The organism is Campylobacter sp. IFREMER_LSEM_CL1846 (assembly GCF_025772105.1).
Taxonomy (GTDB): Bacteria; Campylobacterota; Campylobacteria; order Campylobacterales; family Campylobacteraceae; genus Campylobacter_D; species Campylobacter_D lari_D.
Genome location: NZ_JAKMRM010000009.1, coordinates 23,977 through 39,962 on the forward strand (window position 1 = coordinate 23,977; position 15,986 = coordinate 39,962).

The following is a 15,986-nucleotide window of genomic DNA, read 5'->3' on the forward strand; positions in this document are numbered from 1 at the left end:
TTAGCTAAGCAAAAGAATAAAATACTATAATAACAAAATTGAACAAAATTAAGCTAAGGAAAAATTTTGAGAACTCATTATAATACAGAGCTTAACATACAAAATGTTGGCGAGGAAGTAACATTATGTGGTTGGGTAAATTCTTACCGTGATCATGGAGGTGTAATTTTTATCGATCTTAGAGATCGTAGCGGACTTATACAATTAGTATGTGATCCAGCAGATAATCAAGAAGCACATAATATAGCTTCATCAGTAAGAAATGAATATGTTTTAATAGCACAAGGAAAAATTCGCCCACGCGGTGAAGGACTTGTAAATCCAAAATTAAAAACCGGAGAAATAGAAGTTGTTATAAATAAACTTACTATTGAAAATGAAAGTGCTGTAGTACCTTTTGCTATAGGCGATGAAAGTGTAAATGAAGAATTAAGATTGAAATATAGATTTTTAGATTTAAGAAGCAAAAAACTTTATGATAATTTTGCTCTAAGATCAACTGCTTGTATAGCAACAAGAAATTCTTTAGCAAAAATGGGATTTTTAGAAGTTGAAACCCCTATTTTAACCAAAGCTACCCCAGAAGGCGCAAGGGATTATTTAGTACCATCACGCGTACATCAAGGTGAATTTTATGCCCTACCTCAAAGCCCTCAACTTTTCAAACAACTTTTAATGTGTTCAGGATTTGATAGATATTTTCAAATTGCAAAATGTTTTAGAGATGAGGATTTAAGAGCAGATCGTCAACCTGAATTTACTCAAATAGACATAGAAATGAGTTTTTGTGAGCAAAAAGATATCATAGCCATGGCAGAAAATTTACTTAAAGATATTTTCAAAGCTTGCGGAAAAGAAATTAGCATACCTTTTAGGCAAATGAGTTACAAAGAAGCTATGGAAAATTATGGCTCTGATAAGCCTGATTTAAGATTTGATATGAAATTTATTGATGTGATTGATATTTTTGCAAAATCAAATAATGAAATTTTTGCAAATATTGCAAAAGACACGAAGAAAAATCGTATTAAAGCTTTAAGAGTTCCAAAAGGCGATACGATTTTTTCTAAACGCCAAATGCAAAGATTTGAAGAATTTGTGCGTAAATTTGGAGCAGCAGGGCTTGCATTTATACAAATGAAAGAAGATGGTCCTAAAGGCCCACTTTGTAAATTCTTTAGCGAAGAGGACTTAAATGCTTTAATCCAAAGATGTGAATTAGAAGTTGGTGATGTAGTATTTTTTGGTGCAGGGATTAAAAAAACTGTGCTTGATTATATGGGCAGATTTAGATTATTCCTTGCTGATGAAATGAAAATTATCGATGAGGATAAATTAGAATTCTTGTGGGTTATTGATTTTCCTATGTTTGAGCAAAATGATGATGGAAGCTATTCTGCAATGCACCATCCATTTACTATGCCAAAAAATATTGATGAGCAAGACTTAGAAGAAATTAATTCTATTGCACATGATGTAGTGTTAAATGGTATAGAATTAGGTGGCGGTAGTATAAGAATTCACAAAAGTCCTATCCAACAAAAAGTATTTAAGCTTTTAAATATTGATGAAGAAGAACAAAGAAAGAAATTTGGCTTCTTACTTGATGCATTAAGTTTTGGAGCACCACCACATGGTGGTATAGCAATAGGCCTTGATAGACTTATCATGCTTTTAACAAAATCTTCAAGTATTAGAGAAGTTATAGCATTTCCTAAAACACAAAGAGCGCAATGTCTTATGACTCAAGCTCCAAGCGAAGTAAGCAATGAACAAATGAGAGAACTAGGTATAAGATTAAGGGAGAATACTAAATGAAACAATTATTTTTAATCATAGGTGCACCAGGTAGTGGTAAAACAACCGATGCAAGCATCATAGCTACAGATGATGCGAGCATTACTCATTATTCTACAGGTGATTTGCTAAGAGCAGAAGTGGCTAGTGGAAGCGAACTTGGAAAGACTATTGATAGTTTTATTTCTAAAGGAAATTTGGTTCCTTTGGAAGTGGTAGTTAATACTATCATCACTGCTTTAAAAAATGCACCAACTAATACTATATTAATAGATGGTTATCCAAGAAGTGTTGAACAAATGCTTGAGTTTGATAAGGTATTAAAAAATCAAAGTGAAGTAATTTTAAAAGGTGTGATAGAAGTTAAAGTTAGCGAAGAAGTTGCTAGAGAAAGAGTTTTAGGGCGTGCTAGAGGTGCTGATGATAACGAAGAAGTTTTTAATAATAGAATGAAAGTTTATTTAGAACCTTTAGAAGAAATAACAAATTTTTATACTAAAGAAAATATCCACCATGTAATCAATGGTGAAAGAAGTATTGAAGCTATCGTAGCTGATATGAAAAATTTAATCAATGATTTATTAAAATAAAGGATAAAAAATGGATATTAGCAAAATCAAAGTTGGAGAAGTACCAAATAAACTTAATGCAGTTATTGAAATTCCTTATGGATCAAACATTAAATACGAACTTGACAAAGAAAGCGGAGCCATCATGGTTGATCGCGTGATGTATTCAGCTATGTTTTATCCAGCAAACTATGGTTTTATACCAAATACTCTTGCAGATGATGGCGATCCTATTGATATTTTAGTATTAAATGAATACCCTATCCAAGCAGGAGCTGTGATTCCTTGTCGTTTAATAGGGGTATTATTAATGGAAGATGAAAGCGGTATGGATGAAAAATTACTTGCTGTTCCTGTAAGTAAAATAGATCCAAGATATGGTAATATTAAATGTTTAGATGATTTACCAAAAGCAAGCCTAGATAAAATCAAAAATTTCTTTGAAACATATAAAATGCTTGAGCCAAACAAATGGGTAAAAGTAAAAGAATTTGCAGGTATTGAAAAAGCAAGTGAAATTTTAGAAAATTCTATTAAAAATTATAAATAATCAAAGTCCTTTTGAGGACTTCACAAAGGATAAAAAATGAAAAGTATTATTGCTTTTAGCATAGCTTTTGTGGTGCTAATAGGCGCTAGTATTGGTTTTTATATGTGGTATTTTGAAGATGATTCAAATACTTATGTATATGATTATAAAAAAAGTAGTTCTTATCAAAGCTACACTCCGCCAAGTACTCAATACAATCAAGAAAGAAATAATATAAGTGATAATACTTATTATCCATCACAACAAATAAATCCGGAGTCTTTAAAAGAAGAGACTCCGGTACAAAATAATCCTACCATAGATGAAAATACAAGCACTCAAGAAGTCGCGCCAACAACCCAAACAAATATAGCTGAAGTTTCTAAAAATGAAACTATTACTCCTAAAGTAGCCCAAGAAGAACAAAAAGTTCTCGTTGAAAACAACAAACAAACAAGTGTAAAAAAAGAAAAAACAACAAAATATAAAAATACTATGCAAGAATACATTGCAAAAGGTAAAACTAGCAGATATGAACCAAGATTAAGTAATGATTTTGTTAAAGTTTATGTATTGGATGGAAAAAGTTTAAGTGATTATAGGGTTGATATGTTAAAAGAAATGATTAATCCTGTTAAAATTAATTCTCAAGATTACAATTTAACTATTTTTATCGATATGCTTTCAAATGATAATATGAAACTAAGCATATATAATAAAGATATTGTTTTTGCTAAAAATAAGAAAAAATACAATTATGTAGATGTTAAAATTTCTGATTTAAAATTTTTATTTGAAAGAAATGGATATAGTGAATACAGCAATGAAAATCTACTTGAAAAAATCAATCAAAATCTAGCAAGAGAAGATATACTCAAAAGAGTTAAAATTCAAGGTTATGCAGACGATAGAGGTAGCACTTTTGCAAACTATATGATAGGATTAAATAGAGCAATGAATGTGGCTAAACATTTCTTTAGTTTTACTGAGGTTATAAAAATAGAATCTTTGGGAAAAGACACCTATCCTACTAAAGATAAGTCTGATTCTCAAAGAAAAAATAATCGTAAAGTAGAAATTAGTTTTTATAACTAATTTCTAAATTTCAAAACTTCTTTAACAATTTTAAGCTAACATAACAATTTATTTTCATTCTCAAGGTAGCAATTATGTATGATAAATCACTAGAAAAAGAATATTATAAAATTTGCGAAGAACGCGGATATTTTGAAATCAATGGTAATGAAAAAATTCAAGAAAAAGGTAAAAACTTTTGTATTATGATGCCACCACCTAATGTAACAGGTGTTTTGCATATAGGTCATGCTCTAACTTGTACTCTACAAGATATCACAACGCGTTATAAAAGAATGGATGGTTACAAAACTCTTTATCAGCCAGGACTTGATCATGCAGGGATTGCAACACAAAATGTTGTAGAAAAACAACTTTTAGCTCAAGGCATTAAAAAAGAAGAACTCGGTAGAGAAGAATTTGTAAAAAAGGTATGGGAATGGAAAGAGCAAAGCGGTGGTACCATAGTTAAGCAAATGCGAATTTTGGGTATCACTCCTGCTTGGAGTCGTTTGCGTTTTACTATGGATGAAGGTTTAGTAAATGCAGTAAAAAAAGCTTTTGTAGATCTTTATGATAAAAAGCTTATTTTGCGTGGAAATTACATGGTAAATTGGTGCACTCATGATGGAGCATTAAGCGATATAGAAGTAGAACACAAAGAAAATAAAGGAAAATTATATTACTTAAAATATTTCTTAGAAAATTCTCAAGAATATATCGTAGTAGCCACCACAAGACCAGAAACTTATTTTGGTGATAGCGCTGTGATGGTTAATCCAAACGATGAAAGATTTAAGCATTTAATAGGCAAAAATGTCATTTTACCTTTAATAGATAGAAAAATTCCTATTATTGCTGATGAGCATGTAGATATGGAATTTGGTACAGGCTTTGTGAAAGTAACCCCAGCACATGATCATAATGACTATGAAGTAGGCTTAAGACATAAACTTGAATTTATTACCATCTTTGATGAAAAAGGTATCTTAAATGAATATTGCTTGCATTTTAAAGGCTTAGAAAGATTAGAAGCAAGAGATATTATTATAAAAGAATTACAAGAAAAAGGTTTTGTTGAAAAAATAGAAGATTATACTAATCAAGTAGGATATTGCTATCGTTGTAAAAATGTGGTTGAGCCATATATTTCTAAACAATGGTTTGTAAAAAATGAAATCGCAAAAGAAAGTATAGAAAAAGTTAATTTTGGTGGAAGTAAATTCTACCCTGCACATTGGATTAATAGTTTTAATGCTTGGATGAGGGATTTAAAAGATTGGTGTATTTCAAGACAACTTTGGTGGGGTCATCAAATTCCTGTGTATTACTGTGAATGCTCTCATGAATGGGCAAGTGAAGAAACTCCAAGCCAATGCCCAAAATGCCAAAGCACTAATTTCAAACAAGATCCTGATGTTTTAGACACTTGGTTTTCTTCAGGTCTTTGGGCTATGAGTACTTTAGGTTGGGGTAATAAAGACTGGGGTAAAAATACACTTTGGCATGAAGATGATTTAAAAGACTTTTATCCAAATTCTTTATTAATCACTGGTTTTGATATTTTATTTTTCTGGGTTGCTAGAATGATGTTTCAAAGCACTAATGCCTTAGGTGAACTTCCTTTTAAAGATATATATTTGCATGCTTTGGTTAAAGATGAGCAAGGTAGAAAAATGAGTAAGTCTTTAGGTAATGTCATTGATCCTGTGCAAAGTGTGGATGAATATAGTGCTGATATCTTGCGTTTTACTCTTGCTCTTTTAGCTATCCAAGGTAGAGATATAAAGTTAAGCAATGACAAACTCATACAAGTTAGAAATTTTACCAACAAGCTTTATAATGCAAGTAAATTTTTACTCTTAAATGAAGAAAAATTTGAAGATTTAGATAAAAGCAAAATTCAAACTAACTTGGCAAAATACATGCTATCTCGTTTTGAAGTATGCGTAAAAGAAACAAGAGAAAATTTAGATAATTACCGCTTTAATGATGCGGCAAATACTTTGTATAGATTTTTCTGGGATGAATTTTGTGATTGGGGGATCGAGCTTAGTAAGGCTGAAAAATCAAGTATAAAAGAACTTGGAAGCATTTTTAAAGAAGCATTAAAGCTTTTAAATCCTTTTATGCCATTTATTAGTGAGTATTTATACCATGAGTTAAGTAAAACTTCTATCCAAACTCATGAATCTATAATGATTTCAAAATATCCTAAATTTAATTCTAGAGATGAAAAAATCGAAAAATTATTTAATATCATTATAGAAAGTATAGTAAGCTTACGTCGTGCAAAAACCCTAGTAGAACTTGCAAATGCAAAAATTCAAAAAGCTTGTATAAAATTAAACGATGAGAGTTTAATGGTTGAGTTAAAAAATTACACTAATTTCATCTCAACACTTGCAAAATGTGAAAACATCGAGTTTATCAATACAAATTTGGAAAAATCCATTAGAGATGTAAGCGAGAATTTAGAAGTATTTATACCAACTCAAGATCTTGATTTAAGCGGTGTTTTAAATAGACTTAATAGTCAAAAAACAAAACTTGAAAAAGAATTTAACAAGCTAGATGCTATGATGAAAAATGAAAAATTTATCTCTAATGCACCTGCTGCGGTTGTTGAGCAAAATAAAACTCAACTTGAAAATATTAAAGCTCAACTTGAAAAAATCAATGATGAAATTTCTAATTTAGAAGGCTAATAAGTGATAAAAATACAAAATCTTAAAAAACATTATGGCAAAGAATTAGTTATAAACGATGTTTCTTTAGAAGTTAAAGAAGGAGAAATTTATGCTCTTGTTGGACATAGCGGGGCAGGAAAATCAACTTTGCTAAGATGTATTAATGGTTTGGAAAATTATCAAAGCGGTAGTGTGGAAGTTTTTGGTAAAGAAATAGCTACTTTAAAAGAAAAAGAGTTAAGAGTATTTAGAAAAGATATAGGAATGATTTTTCAGCATTTTGCACTTATGAGTAGAAAAAATGTATTTGAAAATGTAGCTATGCCTTTAGAAATTCATAATTTTGACAAAAGTACAATTCAAAAAAGAGTTAATGAGCTTTTAGATCTTGTGGGACTTTTAGCCAAAAGCAAGGCATATCCAAATGAACTAAGTGGTGGGCAAAAACAAAGAGTAGCCATAGCCAGAGCCCTTGCTTTAAATCCTAAAATTTTACTAAGTGATGAAGCTACTTCTGCGCTTGATCCAAATACTACAAATAATATTTTAGAACTTATTGCCACAATCAATCAAGAATTTAACATCAGTGTAGTATTAGTAACTCATGAAATGGAAGCAGTAAAACAAATAGCACAAAAGGCTGTATTGCTAGAGCATGGACAAATTATAGGTCAAGGGAAAATCGAAGATTTATTCTTAAAACCAAGTGAAAAAATGCGTGAATTCTTAGGTGAGAGTGATTTTTTACCACAAAATGGAGTTAATGTGCGTTTATATTTTTGCAAAGAAAAAGCAAACCAAAGCATTATCACTCATATGGCTAGAAGTTTAAATATTGATTTTAATATAGTTTGGGGTAAGATAGAAAAACTAAACAACAATGCTTTAGGAAATTTGGTAATCAATATAGAAGCCAAAGATCAAGAAAGAGTTTTAAATTATTTACAAGAAAATGGCGTTATTTGGGAGCTTGTGTAATGAACTTAGAAACAATTTTAAGAAATTTTGAAAATATACTTTATCCGGCATTACTAGAAACTCTTTATATGAGTTTTACAGCCACTTTTTTAGCCTTTTTAATCGCGCTTATCCCTGCAATTGTACTTACTGTTACTGATAAAGGTGGCTTATGTGAAAATAAAAGCATTTATAGCGTGCTTGATTTTATTATCAATATTTTAAGATCTTTTCCATTTTTAGTACTTATTGTAGTTTTAAGTCCTTTTACAAAATATCTCATTGGTATTAGCATAGGAACAACTGCTACCATAGTACCACTTACCATAGGAATTGCGCCTTATTTAGCCAAAATGATAGAAAGTGCTTTTAAAGAAATTGATCCTGCTATCATTGAAGCAGCAAGATCTTATGGAGCTAGTAAAGCACAAATTATCTTTAAAGTTATGTTTAGCGAGGCTTTACCAAGTATTATTAATGGTATTACTTTAATTTTGATTATTGTTATTGGTTTTTCTGCTATGGCAGGAACTGTTGGTGGTGGTGGTTTGGGTGATGTGGCTATTCGCTATGGTTATGAGCGCTTTAGAACTGATATTATGATTCAAACTGTTGTGATTTTAATTATACTAGTGCAAATCATACAATTTATAGGAAATATTCTTTATAAAATCACCAAAAGATAAACAATGAAGCATAAACTTGGTATTTTACTAGCTGCGACTAAAAATTCAAGCTTTACCATAGGAACCTTGCTCATTAATATCATGGATGTTATGGGTGAAAAGGTAGATGTGTTTTACATTTTACATGATGGTTTTAGCTTGAACGATCAAAATATCATGCAAAAAATTGTTAAAAACAAAACAATTAAATTTATTCTTTTTACCCAAGAAGATTTTTTAACCACTCTTGATAAAAATCAAAACGATATTAATAATTTATTTTTCTTAAAAAGATGGACGCATATGGCTTTTGCAAGATTTGAAGCTTTTAAGTTTTTAGATGAATGCGAAAGTATTATCTATCTTGATTTTGATGTTTTACTTTTAAAAAGTATAGATGAACTTAGTAAATTAAGAGCTAGAAAATATCATTTTGGTGTAAGATTAGGTAAAACTTTACTTCTTGAAAGCTTACCTACAAAAAAAGAGTATCATCAAAAACGTACATATTTAACTGGAATTTTAGTCTTTACCGATCTTATACCAAATCCTTTAAAATGCTATCAATTTATATATAAACATTTAAACGAAAACATTCATAATTTAAACGATCAAGGATTGTTTACACTACTAGCACTAGAATACAAATTTAAAATAAAAGATTTAAAAGATACTTATAATGGAAATATTGATTATAAAACTAACTTATCACAAAATGCTTCTATAACACATGCAGAAGGTAGCAATAATCGTTTTTGGAATAATATTTTATGCAATCAAACATGGCCTAAATGGCAAGAATACTATGAAAAATGGTTAAAATTTGGAGGAAGTAGATATTTAGATGGAATAAAAGCTACTAATACTCAAGCAAAAGCAAGAGTAAGATATCATTTATCATACAAACTAGGTTATGCCTTTATAGAGTGTGCTAAGAATAAGAAAAAAATTCCTTTTTTTACCTTTTACTCTACTAAAGATTTATTACAAACACACAAAACTAGCTAAACAATACCAAAAAGATTTGAAAACAAGACCTTACCTTAAACTTCCACCTTTATCAAGCTATGATGATTACAAAAGCGAAGGTATTAAAAATCAAAATACTTATTCTTATAAAATTGGAAAAGCCCTTATTAATGCTCAAAAAAGTTGGTATAAAGGTGGTTATATAAAATTTATAAAAGAACTTAAATGCTTTTCTAAAGAATATAAAAACAAACAAAAATAAAACTTTTCTCATCTTATTAATATTTTTACAATATAATCAAACATTTTAAAAAACTATAAAAAAGGAGTTAATATGAAATTGTTAAAATTGCTCGCTGTAAGCACAATTTTAGGTGCAAGTTTATTTGCTAATGAAGTTATCACTGTAGGTGCAACACCTGTTCCTCATGCTGAAATTTTAGAACAAACTAAAGATTTATTAAAAAAAGAAGGTTACACATTAGAAATTAAAGAATTTAATGACTATGTTTTACCAAATCTTAGTACAGATAGTAAAGAACTTGATGCGAATTTCTTCCAACACCAACCTTATTTGGATGAGTTTAATGCCAATAAAGGCACAAAATTAATTAGCGTTGCAAAAGTTCACATCGAACCAATGGCTGTTTATTCTAAAAAATATAAAAATATCCAAGATCTTCCACAAAATGCTACTATAGCTGTACCAAATGATCCGACAAATGAAAGCAGAGCTTTAGATATTATCGCTAGTACTAAACTAGTTAGTTTTAAAAATATCGCATTAAAAACTCCACTTGATATTAAAGATAATCCAAAAAATATCAAATTTAAAGAGTTAAAAGCAGCACAACTTCCAAGAGCTTTAGATGATGTTGATTTTGCAGTGATTAATTCAAACTATGCTTTATCGGCAAATTTAAATCCTGTAAAAGATTCTATTTTAATAGAAAGTAAAGAAAGTCCTTATGCAAATATCTTAGTAACTACACAAGATAATAAAGATAATCCTAAAATCAAAGCTTTAATAAAGGCTTTGCAAAGTCAAAAAGTAAAAGATTTTATCAATGAAAAATACCAAGGTGCCGTAGTTCCTGCATTTTAAAACAAACCTTGAGTTTAAAACTCAAGGTTATTTATTTTTTAATAAGTTCTGTGGTAATTTTAGCTATTTCTAATTCTTCTTCTGTTGGAACAATTAAAATTTTAATTTTAGAGTCTTTTTTATTAATCTCACCATTTCTAAGTTGTGTATTTTTATCTAAATCTATATCAAATCCCAAATGTGCTAGTCTTTGACAAACTTTTGCTCTAACAATATTATCATTTTCTCCAATACCAGCTGTAAAAATCAACGCATCGACTCTAGGTAAAATCGCAAAATATGAGCCAATATATTTACTCAAACGATAACAAAACATATCAAGAGCAAGTCTTGCTTTTTCGTTATTTTCTTCAATTTGCGCTTCAATATCTCTAAAATCATTAAACCCACAAATTCCATAAACACCACTTTTTTTATTCATTATAGTATCTAAATCAGATGGATTTAAATTTAATTCTTTTGCTAAAAATGGCAATACAGCAGGATCAATATCACCACATCTAGTTCCCATAATCAAACCTTCTAGTGGAGTAAAACCCATAGAAGTATCTACGCATTTTCCATTTTCTATAGCACAAACACTCGCACCATTTCCAAGGTGAGCGCTAATTGCATTAAATTCATTAATATTTTTACCAAGTATATGTGCAGCTTGTTTACTTACATAAGAATGTGAAGTACCGTGAAAGCCGTATTTTCTAACTTGGTGTTTTTCATAAAACTCATAAGGCAAAGCATACATATAAGCATAATCAGGCATGCTTTGATGAAAAGCTGTGTCAAAAACTGTCACATTGGGAACTTTTGGAGCTGCTTTTATCATAGTTTTAATACCTATTAAATGTGCAGGATTATGTAAAGGTGCTATATGAGAAACCCTATCAATTTCTTTTAAAATTTCATCATCTACTAAACAATGTTTAGTTAAATTTGGACCTCCATGAACTATCCTATGTCCACACCCATCAAGCTCATTTAAATCATGTAAAATTCCACTTTGAGAAAATAATTCATTTACTAATTCAATACCTTGCTCATGATCTTTAATTGCTAATTCTTTTTGGTATTTTTGACCACTTTTTAGATCTTTTAGTTCTATTTTAGAGCTTTGCTCGCCTATTTTTTCCACTAAACCAGATGCTAGGGCTTCATCTTTTTCAAAAAGCTTAAATTTAATTGAAGATGAACCTGAATTTAAAACTAATATTTTCATTTTTCTCCTTATTCTTGTGCTTGAATAGCACTTAAAATCACAGTATTAACAATATCTTCCACCAAGCAACCTCTACTTAAATCATTAATTGGCTTTTTAAGACCTTGTAAAATCGGGCCAATAGCTAAAGAATTTGCTGTTCTTTGTACTGCTTTATAGCAAATATTTGCCGCATTTAAATCAGGAAACACATATACATTTGCCTTTCCTGCTACTTTAGAATTTGGCATTTTACTTTTTGCTGTTAGCATATCATATGCTGCATCAAATTGTATAGGACCTTCTAGCTCAAGTTGAGGATATTTTTCTTTAGCTATTTTAGTAGCTTCTTTAATTGCATCCACGCTAGCTCCACTCCCACTATCTCCACTAGAATATGAAAGTAAAGCCACTTTAGGTTCAAGTCCAAAAGCTTTAGCACTATTTGCACTCACATAAGCAATTTCAGCAAGTTGTTCAGGGGTTGGATTTGGCATAACAGCACAATCAGCAAAAACCAAAACCTTATCTTCTAAAGACATAAAAAACATACCAGAAACCAAACTCACATCAGGTTTTGTTTTGATAATTTGCAAAGCAGGACGAATAGTTTCAGCAGTAGTTGTACTTGCACCACTTACCATAGCATGGGCTTTTTGAGTATGTACAAGTAAAGTCGCAAAATAAGTTTTATCTTGCACGAGTTTTTTAGCTTCTTCTTTACTCATACCTTTACTTTTTCTAGCTTCATATAAAAGCTCTTCAAATTCTTCATTATATTGAGAATTTTTAGGATTTATAATACGCACACCATCGATATTGATATTTAAACTATTGGCTTTCGCACAAATTTCATTGCTATCACCTAGCAAAATCAAATCAACAATTTCATTTTGTATCAAAAATTCACTAGCTTTTAATACTCTTTCATCAAAACTTTCAGGTAAAACTACTATTTTTTTATCTGCTTTTGCTTTTTCAAAAAGCTCATAAGAAAATCTTGCCTGAGTTTTATAAGTATATTCTTGTAATAAATCTTGAGTAAAATCTTCATTTTCTTTTAACAAAACAAAGTCGCTAAGCTTTTGGCTTAGTAAAAAATTTAACATAATATGATTTTCATCTTGACTTTTTGCATACAATGGAGTGTTTAGCTCTTTAGCTAAGGCTATATTTAAACTTAAATCCCCCATCAAGCCAAAATCATCTACTCCAACTACTATAGTAAAATCATTTTCTTTTTTTGTTTTTTCAAAATCTTCAATAATTTTTTTAAAAAAATCATTTAAATTTTGAGTGAATTTACCTTGATACTCATTTTTTTCAAAACTACTAAAAAAATCTATTTTAAGATTTCTTTTTGTGCAAAATGAAGTAATTTTTTCTTTATTTTTTTCACAAAAAACAGGAAAGTAAAAAGCTATTTTACCTCGTACCTTTTCTAAACACTGCTGCAAAAATTTTTCATCAATGCAGTTTAATAAAAACATAGATTTCATTTTTTCCTCTTTATTTAACAAAATAATTGTTTTTTATAATATAATTATTTTAAAATTCATCATAATAATATAAGGTTATAAAGCTATGAAATTTAAAAATGTTAATTTTTACTTGTTACCTTTTGTAATGTTTGGCTGTAGTGCCACAGTTGATCCACATATTAATATGAAACCACCTACTTATGTAGAAGAACTAGCTCCTAAGCAAAATCATAATACTCAAAGCAATCCTGGATCGCTGTTTGGTAAAGGAGATAACCCTTTATTTTCTGATAAAAAAGCAATGAATGTAAATGATTTGGTAACCGTAGTCATTAGAGAAAATGCTACACAAAATTCACAAGGCTCTAAATCTACAAGCAAAAACAACAATGTAAATTTAGGTGGTGGACAAATAACTACAGGTGCTGGACTTAGCAAAGTTAGAGATTTTGTTAATGACTATACAAATATAGGCTATACCACAGCAAGTACTTCACAATATCAAGGCACAGGAAGCCAAACTAGAAGTGAAAATTTCCAAACTACAATTTCTGCTAGAGTAATTAAGGTTTTATCTAATGGAAATTATTTTATAGAAGGAAGTCGTGAGCTTTTAATCAATGGAGAAAAACAAATCATTCAACTAAGCGGGGTTATAAGACCTTATGATATTTCTCAAGATAATATGATAGATAGTAAATATATAGCTGATGCAAAAATTCTTTATAAAACTGAAGGCGATATAGACAAATCTACACGCAAGCCTTGGGGGACAAAATTTATGGAGACCATTTGGCCTTTTTAATAAGCTAAATGGTTTTACATAAAACTTGGTGCATCATTGGAAAATAAAATCAAATCCCCATTTTGAGTTAATCTTGATAAAGTTTGCACAAGTTGAGATTTTTCTTTCAATACATAAAAATCTAATGTGATATGTTTTTGTAAAATCACACTATTAGTCTCTGAAGTAATAATCACAAAATCAAAACATTCATTAATAATTTTACATAATTTTATATTTTCTTCTTCATTAACTTCAACTATACCAGGAGTTACCAAAACTCTTCTTCCTTGATAGCTTTTACAAAGCTCATAGCTTTGACTCATACCCTTAAAATTTCCATTAAAGCCATCATCTATGATAAATTTAGGCTCTTTAGAAATCACTTGCAAGCGATGTTCTACTGCCTTTAAATTCGATACGCTTTTTGTAATATTTTCTATTTTAATTCCTAAATAATATGCAAGCAAAATACACACGCTAATATTATAAGCATTAAAAGCACCTAGTAAATTTGCATGAAAGTCATAAATACTATCATCTAATCTTATTTTAAAATCCAATCCTTCCAAACTTGCCCTAACATCACTTAAATACTCATCATAAAATTCATTTTCATATAAGGTGCTTGAGTGTAAAAAGTATTTTTCCAAACGCTTGGATTTTAAAGCTTGCAACTTAGCTTTGCGGATATTATCTTGAGTTTTAAAATATTCCAAATGCGCCAAACCAATCTCACCTACTATGCAAATTTGAGGATTTAAAAACTCTGTAATTTCTAAAATATCATTTTGCTCTCTTGCACCAGCTTCTACGATATAAATTTCAGTATTATTTTCCAAATTTTCATTGATATCTTTTACTATACCCATAAAAGTATTAACACTTCTTGGAGTCTTATAGCACTTAAACTCATCTTTTAAAAGTTCGTATAAAAAATTTTTTATACTTGTTTTTCCAAAACTTGCAGTTATTAGAATAATTTTTAAATTTGGATTATCACAAATCTTTTTACTTGCTTTTTTTATAAAACTTTTCTGATTAATTTTTTCCACAAAAAAGCTTAATAAAAATGTAACTACTAAAGCTTCTAAACCGATCCAAAAAAATGGCATAAATATCAAGCTAAAAAGTAACAAAAATAAAAAATAACGCTTAATCCTAGCAGTAAAAACTAGCTTTTTATCTAAATTTTTATATAAATATCCACCATATAGTAAAGATAGAGCAAAAACTATAAAATATAAATAAAAATTTCCACTATACAAAGAAAACACAAAAGCAAAATAAGGAATTATTAAAAAATACAAATGCCATAAAGGTTTGGGAAAGTGTAAAATTATGCGTGAAAATTTATAAGAGTACCATTGTAAGGCTAAAATCAGATAAAATCCAAGTAAAAAATTTAAACTTAAAAAAGCTATCATACTAATCATTTTTTAAAAATTCCTCATGTATTTTTTCATTTATAAAATCAGCATGTTTTAAAAAGAAAAAATGATCCCCATCTAATGCAAAAAAATTTCCTTTTTGTGCTAGAGAGTGGATAATCGCTCCGCTTTTTAAAGGCGTAGCCTTATCTTCATTACCCCAAAAAATCAAAATAGGGTTTTTAAGCTTTTGAAATTCATTTTCTAAATTTTCATTAACAACCTTCTTAAAGGTTTCATACATCACTTCATTCATGCCTTGAGCGTCTTTGCTAATAAAAATTTTCCTCCAAAAATCCCCATAAGGAAGATTTTTTAAAATTTTAAATAAGGCTATTTTAAACTTCACTTTAAAACTTTTTGGTAATACAATACCTGCACTAGAGAGTAAAATCAAACCCTTAAAATTAGCATTTTGACACATAATAGTCGCAACTTTTCCACCAAAAGAATGCCCCATTAAATAATCTGTTTTTTGCTCAATTGTAATTAAAAAGTCTTCTACAACCTTTGCATAAGCATAAGAATCCATAGGTGCATCCATACTTGAATTTCCAAAACCAGGCAAATCTAAATAAATTTGCTTAAAATCACTCAAAGGCTTTTCAAAAGCTTGCTTCATAAGCTCTTTATTAGCACCCCAACCATGTAAAACAAGAATTGTTTTTTCACATTTTGGATTGATAATTTCATAACTTAAATTATAAAAATACCCATTAGAATATACTCTAGTTTTTGCCATTT

General features: G+C 29.4%; 14 protein-coding genes and 1 pseudogene. 11 read left to right on the forward strand and 4 right to left on the reverse strand.

All coding sequences use genetic code 11. The features are described from left to right. The first annotated feature begins 66 nt into the window (after positions 1–66). From aspS to L8W40_RS05400, 10 genes and pseudogenes are all read left to right on the forward strand, one after another. Positions 67–1,818, forward strand: a complete 1,752-nt coding sequence (gene aspS, locus L8W40_RS05355; RefSeq protein WP_263664865.1) for an aspartate--tRNA ligase — start codon at positions 67–69, stop codon at positions 1,816–1,818. After that, positions 1,815–2,387 carry an adenylate kinase gene (locus tag L8W40_RS05360; RefSeq protein WP_220566653.1) on the forward strand — a complete coding sequence of 191 codons (573 nt, stop codon included), beginning with the start codon at positions 1,815–1,817 and terminating at the stop codon, positions 2,385–2,387. The genes aspS and L8W40_RS05360 overlap by 4 nt, the downstream gene beginning before the upstream one ends. Before the next feature lie 10 nt (positions 2,388–2,397). Next, positions 2,398–2,916 (forward strand): inorganic diphosphatase, encoded by a 519-nt coding sequence (gene ppa / locus L8W40_RS05365; protein WP_263664866.1) that lies wholly within the window; start codon positions 2,398–2,400, stop codon positions 2,914–2,916. Between the two features lie 36 nt (positions 2,917–2,952). Continuing rightward, complete coding sequence (locus L8W40_RS05370) at positions 2,953–3,990, forward strand: hypothetical protein (protein WP_263664867.1); 1,038 nt, start codon at positions 2,953–2,955, stop codon at positions 3,988–3,990. A 74-nt stretch (positions 3,991–4,064) separates the two neighbouring features. Beyond that, on the forward strand, positions 4,065–6,677 hold the full coding sequence (locus L8W40_RS05375; RefSeq protein ID WP_263664868.1) for a valine--tRNA ligase: 2,613 nt from the start codon (positions 4,065–4,067) through the stop codon (positions 6,675–6,677). Positions 6,678–6,680: 3 nt separating this feature from the next. After that, entirely contained in the window at positions 6,681–7,637 is a 957-nt protein-coding gene (locus L8W40_RS05380) for a methionine ABC transporter ATP-binding protein (protein ID WP_263664869.1), read from the forward strand. Between the two features lie 2 nt (positions 7,638–7,639). Further along, positions 7,640–8,296: pseudogene (locus L8W40_RS05385) on the forward strand (methionine ABC transporter permease); the annotation flags it as partial. A 9-nt stretch (positions 8,297–8,305) separates the two neighbouring features. Beyond that, positions 8,306–9,289, forward strand: a complete 984-nt coding sequence (locus tag L8W40_RS05390; RefSeq protein WP_263664870.1) for a glycosyltransferase — start codon at positions 8,306–8,308, stop codon at positions 9,287–9,289. 16 nt (positions 9,290–9,305) lie between these two features. Further along, on the forward strand, positions 9,306–9,512 hold the full coding sequence (locus tag L8W40_RS05395) for a hypothetical protein (protein ID WP_263664871.1): 207 nt from the start codon (positions 9,306–9,308) through the stop codon (positions 9,510–9,512). Between the two features lie 72 nt (positions 9,513–9,584). Beyond that, positions 9,585–10,355, forward strand: a complete 771-nt coding sequence (locus L8W40_RS05400; RefSeq protein ID WP_133319226.1) for a MetQ/NlpA family ABC transporter substrate-binding protein — start codon at positions 9,585–9,587, stop codon at positions 10,353–10,355. A 31-nt stretch (positions 10,356–10,386) separates the two neighbouring features. On the opposite strand, the gene L8W40_RS05405 is transcribed toward L8W40_RS05400, so the two are convergent. Continuing rightward, positions 10,387–11,568 (reverse strand): acetate kinase, encoded by a 1,182-nt coding sequence (locus L8W40_RS05405; protein WP_133319227.1) that lies wholly within the window; start codon positions 11,566–11,568, stop codon positions 10,387–10,389. Positions 11,569–11,576: 8 nt separating this feature from the next. Beyond that, a complete protein-coding gene (gene pta / locus L8W40_RS05410) occupies positions 11,577–13,046 on the reverse strand; it encodes a phosphate acetyltransferase (RefSeq protein ID WP_318529483.1) in 1,470 nt (489 codons plus the stop codon). Between the two features lie 85 nt (positions 13,047–13,131). Here pta and flgH point away from each other — a divergent pair, with 85 nt between their 5' ends. Next, a complete protein-coding gene (gene flgH / locus L8W40_RS05415) occupies positions 13,132–13,833 on the forward strand; it encodes a flagellar basal body L-ring protein FlgH (RefSeq protein ID WP_133319229.1) in 702 nt (233 codons plus the stop codon). 14 nt (positions 13,834–13,847) lie between these two features. Here flgH and L8W40_RS05420 read toward each other — a convergent pair whose 3' ends face one another. Both L8W40_RS05420 and L8W40_RS05425 read right to left on the reverse strand, forming a co-directional pair. Then, positions 13,848–15,248, reverse strand: a complete 1,401-nt coding sequence (locus L8W40_RS05420) for a Mur ligase family protein (protein WP_263664872.1) — start codon at positions 15,246–15,248, stop codon at positions 13,848–13,850. Beyond that, complete coding sequence (locus L8W40_RS05425) at positions 15,241–15,984, reverse strand: alpha/beta fold hydrolase (RefSeq protein WP_263664873.1); 744 nt, start codon at positions 15,982–15,984, stop codon at positions 15,241–15,243. The genes L8W40_RS05420 and L8W40_RS05425 overlap by 8 nt, the downstream gene beginning before the upstream one ends. Positions 15,985–15,986 lie beyond the last annotated feature (2 nt).

Coding starts and splice junctions, on each gene's coding strand:
- ppa (WP_263664866.1), top strand. CDS start 2,398: ATGGATATTAGCAAAATCAAAGTTGGAGAAGTACCAAATAAACTTAAT.
- L8W40_RS05360 (WP_220566653.1), top strand. CDS start 1,815: ATGAAACAATTATTTTTAATCATAGGTGCACCAGGTAGTGGTAAAACA.
- L8W40_RS05425 (WP_263664873.1), bottom strand. CDS start 15,984: ATGGCAAAAACTAGAGTATATTCTAATGGGTATTTTTATAATTTAAGT.
- flgH (WP_133319229.1), top strand. CDS start 13,132: ATGAAATTTAAAAATGTTAATTTTTACTTGTTACCTTTTGTAATGTTT.
- pta (WP_318529483.1), bottom strand. CDS start 13,046: ATGAAATCTATGTTTTTATTAAACTGCATTGATGAAAAATTTTTGCAG.
- L8W40_RS05405 (WP_133319227.1), bottom strand. CDS start 11,568: ATGAAAATATTAGTTTTAAATTCAGGTTCATCTTCAATTAAATTTAAG.
- L8W40_RS05420 (WP_263664872.1), bottom strand. CDS start 15,248: ATGATTAGTATGATAGCTTTTTTAAGTTTAAATTTTTTACTTGGATTT.
- L8W40_RS05370 (WP_263664867.1), top strand. CDS start 2,953: ATGAAAAGTATTATTGCTTTTAGCATAGCTTTTGTGGTGCTAATAGGC.
- L8W40_RS05390 (WP_263664870.1), top strand. CDS start 8,306: ATGAAGCATAAACTTGGTATTTTACTAGCTGCGACTAAAAATTCAAGC.
- L8W40_RS05375 (WP_263664868.1), top strand. CDS start 4,065: ATGTATGATAAATCACTAGAAAAAGAATATTATAAAATTTGCGAAGAA.
- L8W40_RS05400 (WP_133319226.1), top strand. CDS start 9,585: ATGAAATTGTTAAAATTGCTCGCTGTAAGCACAATTTTAGGTGCAAGT.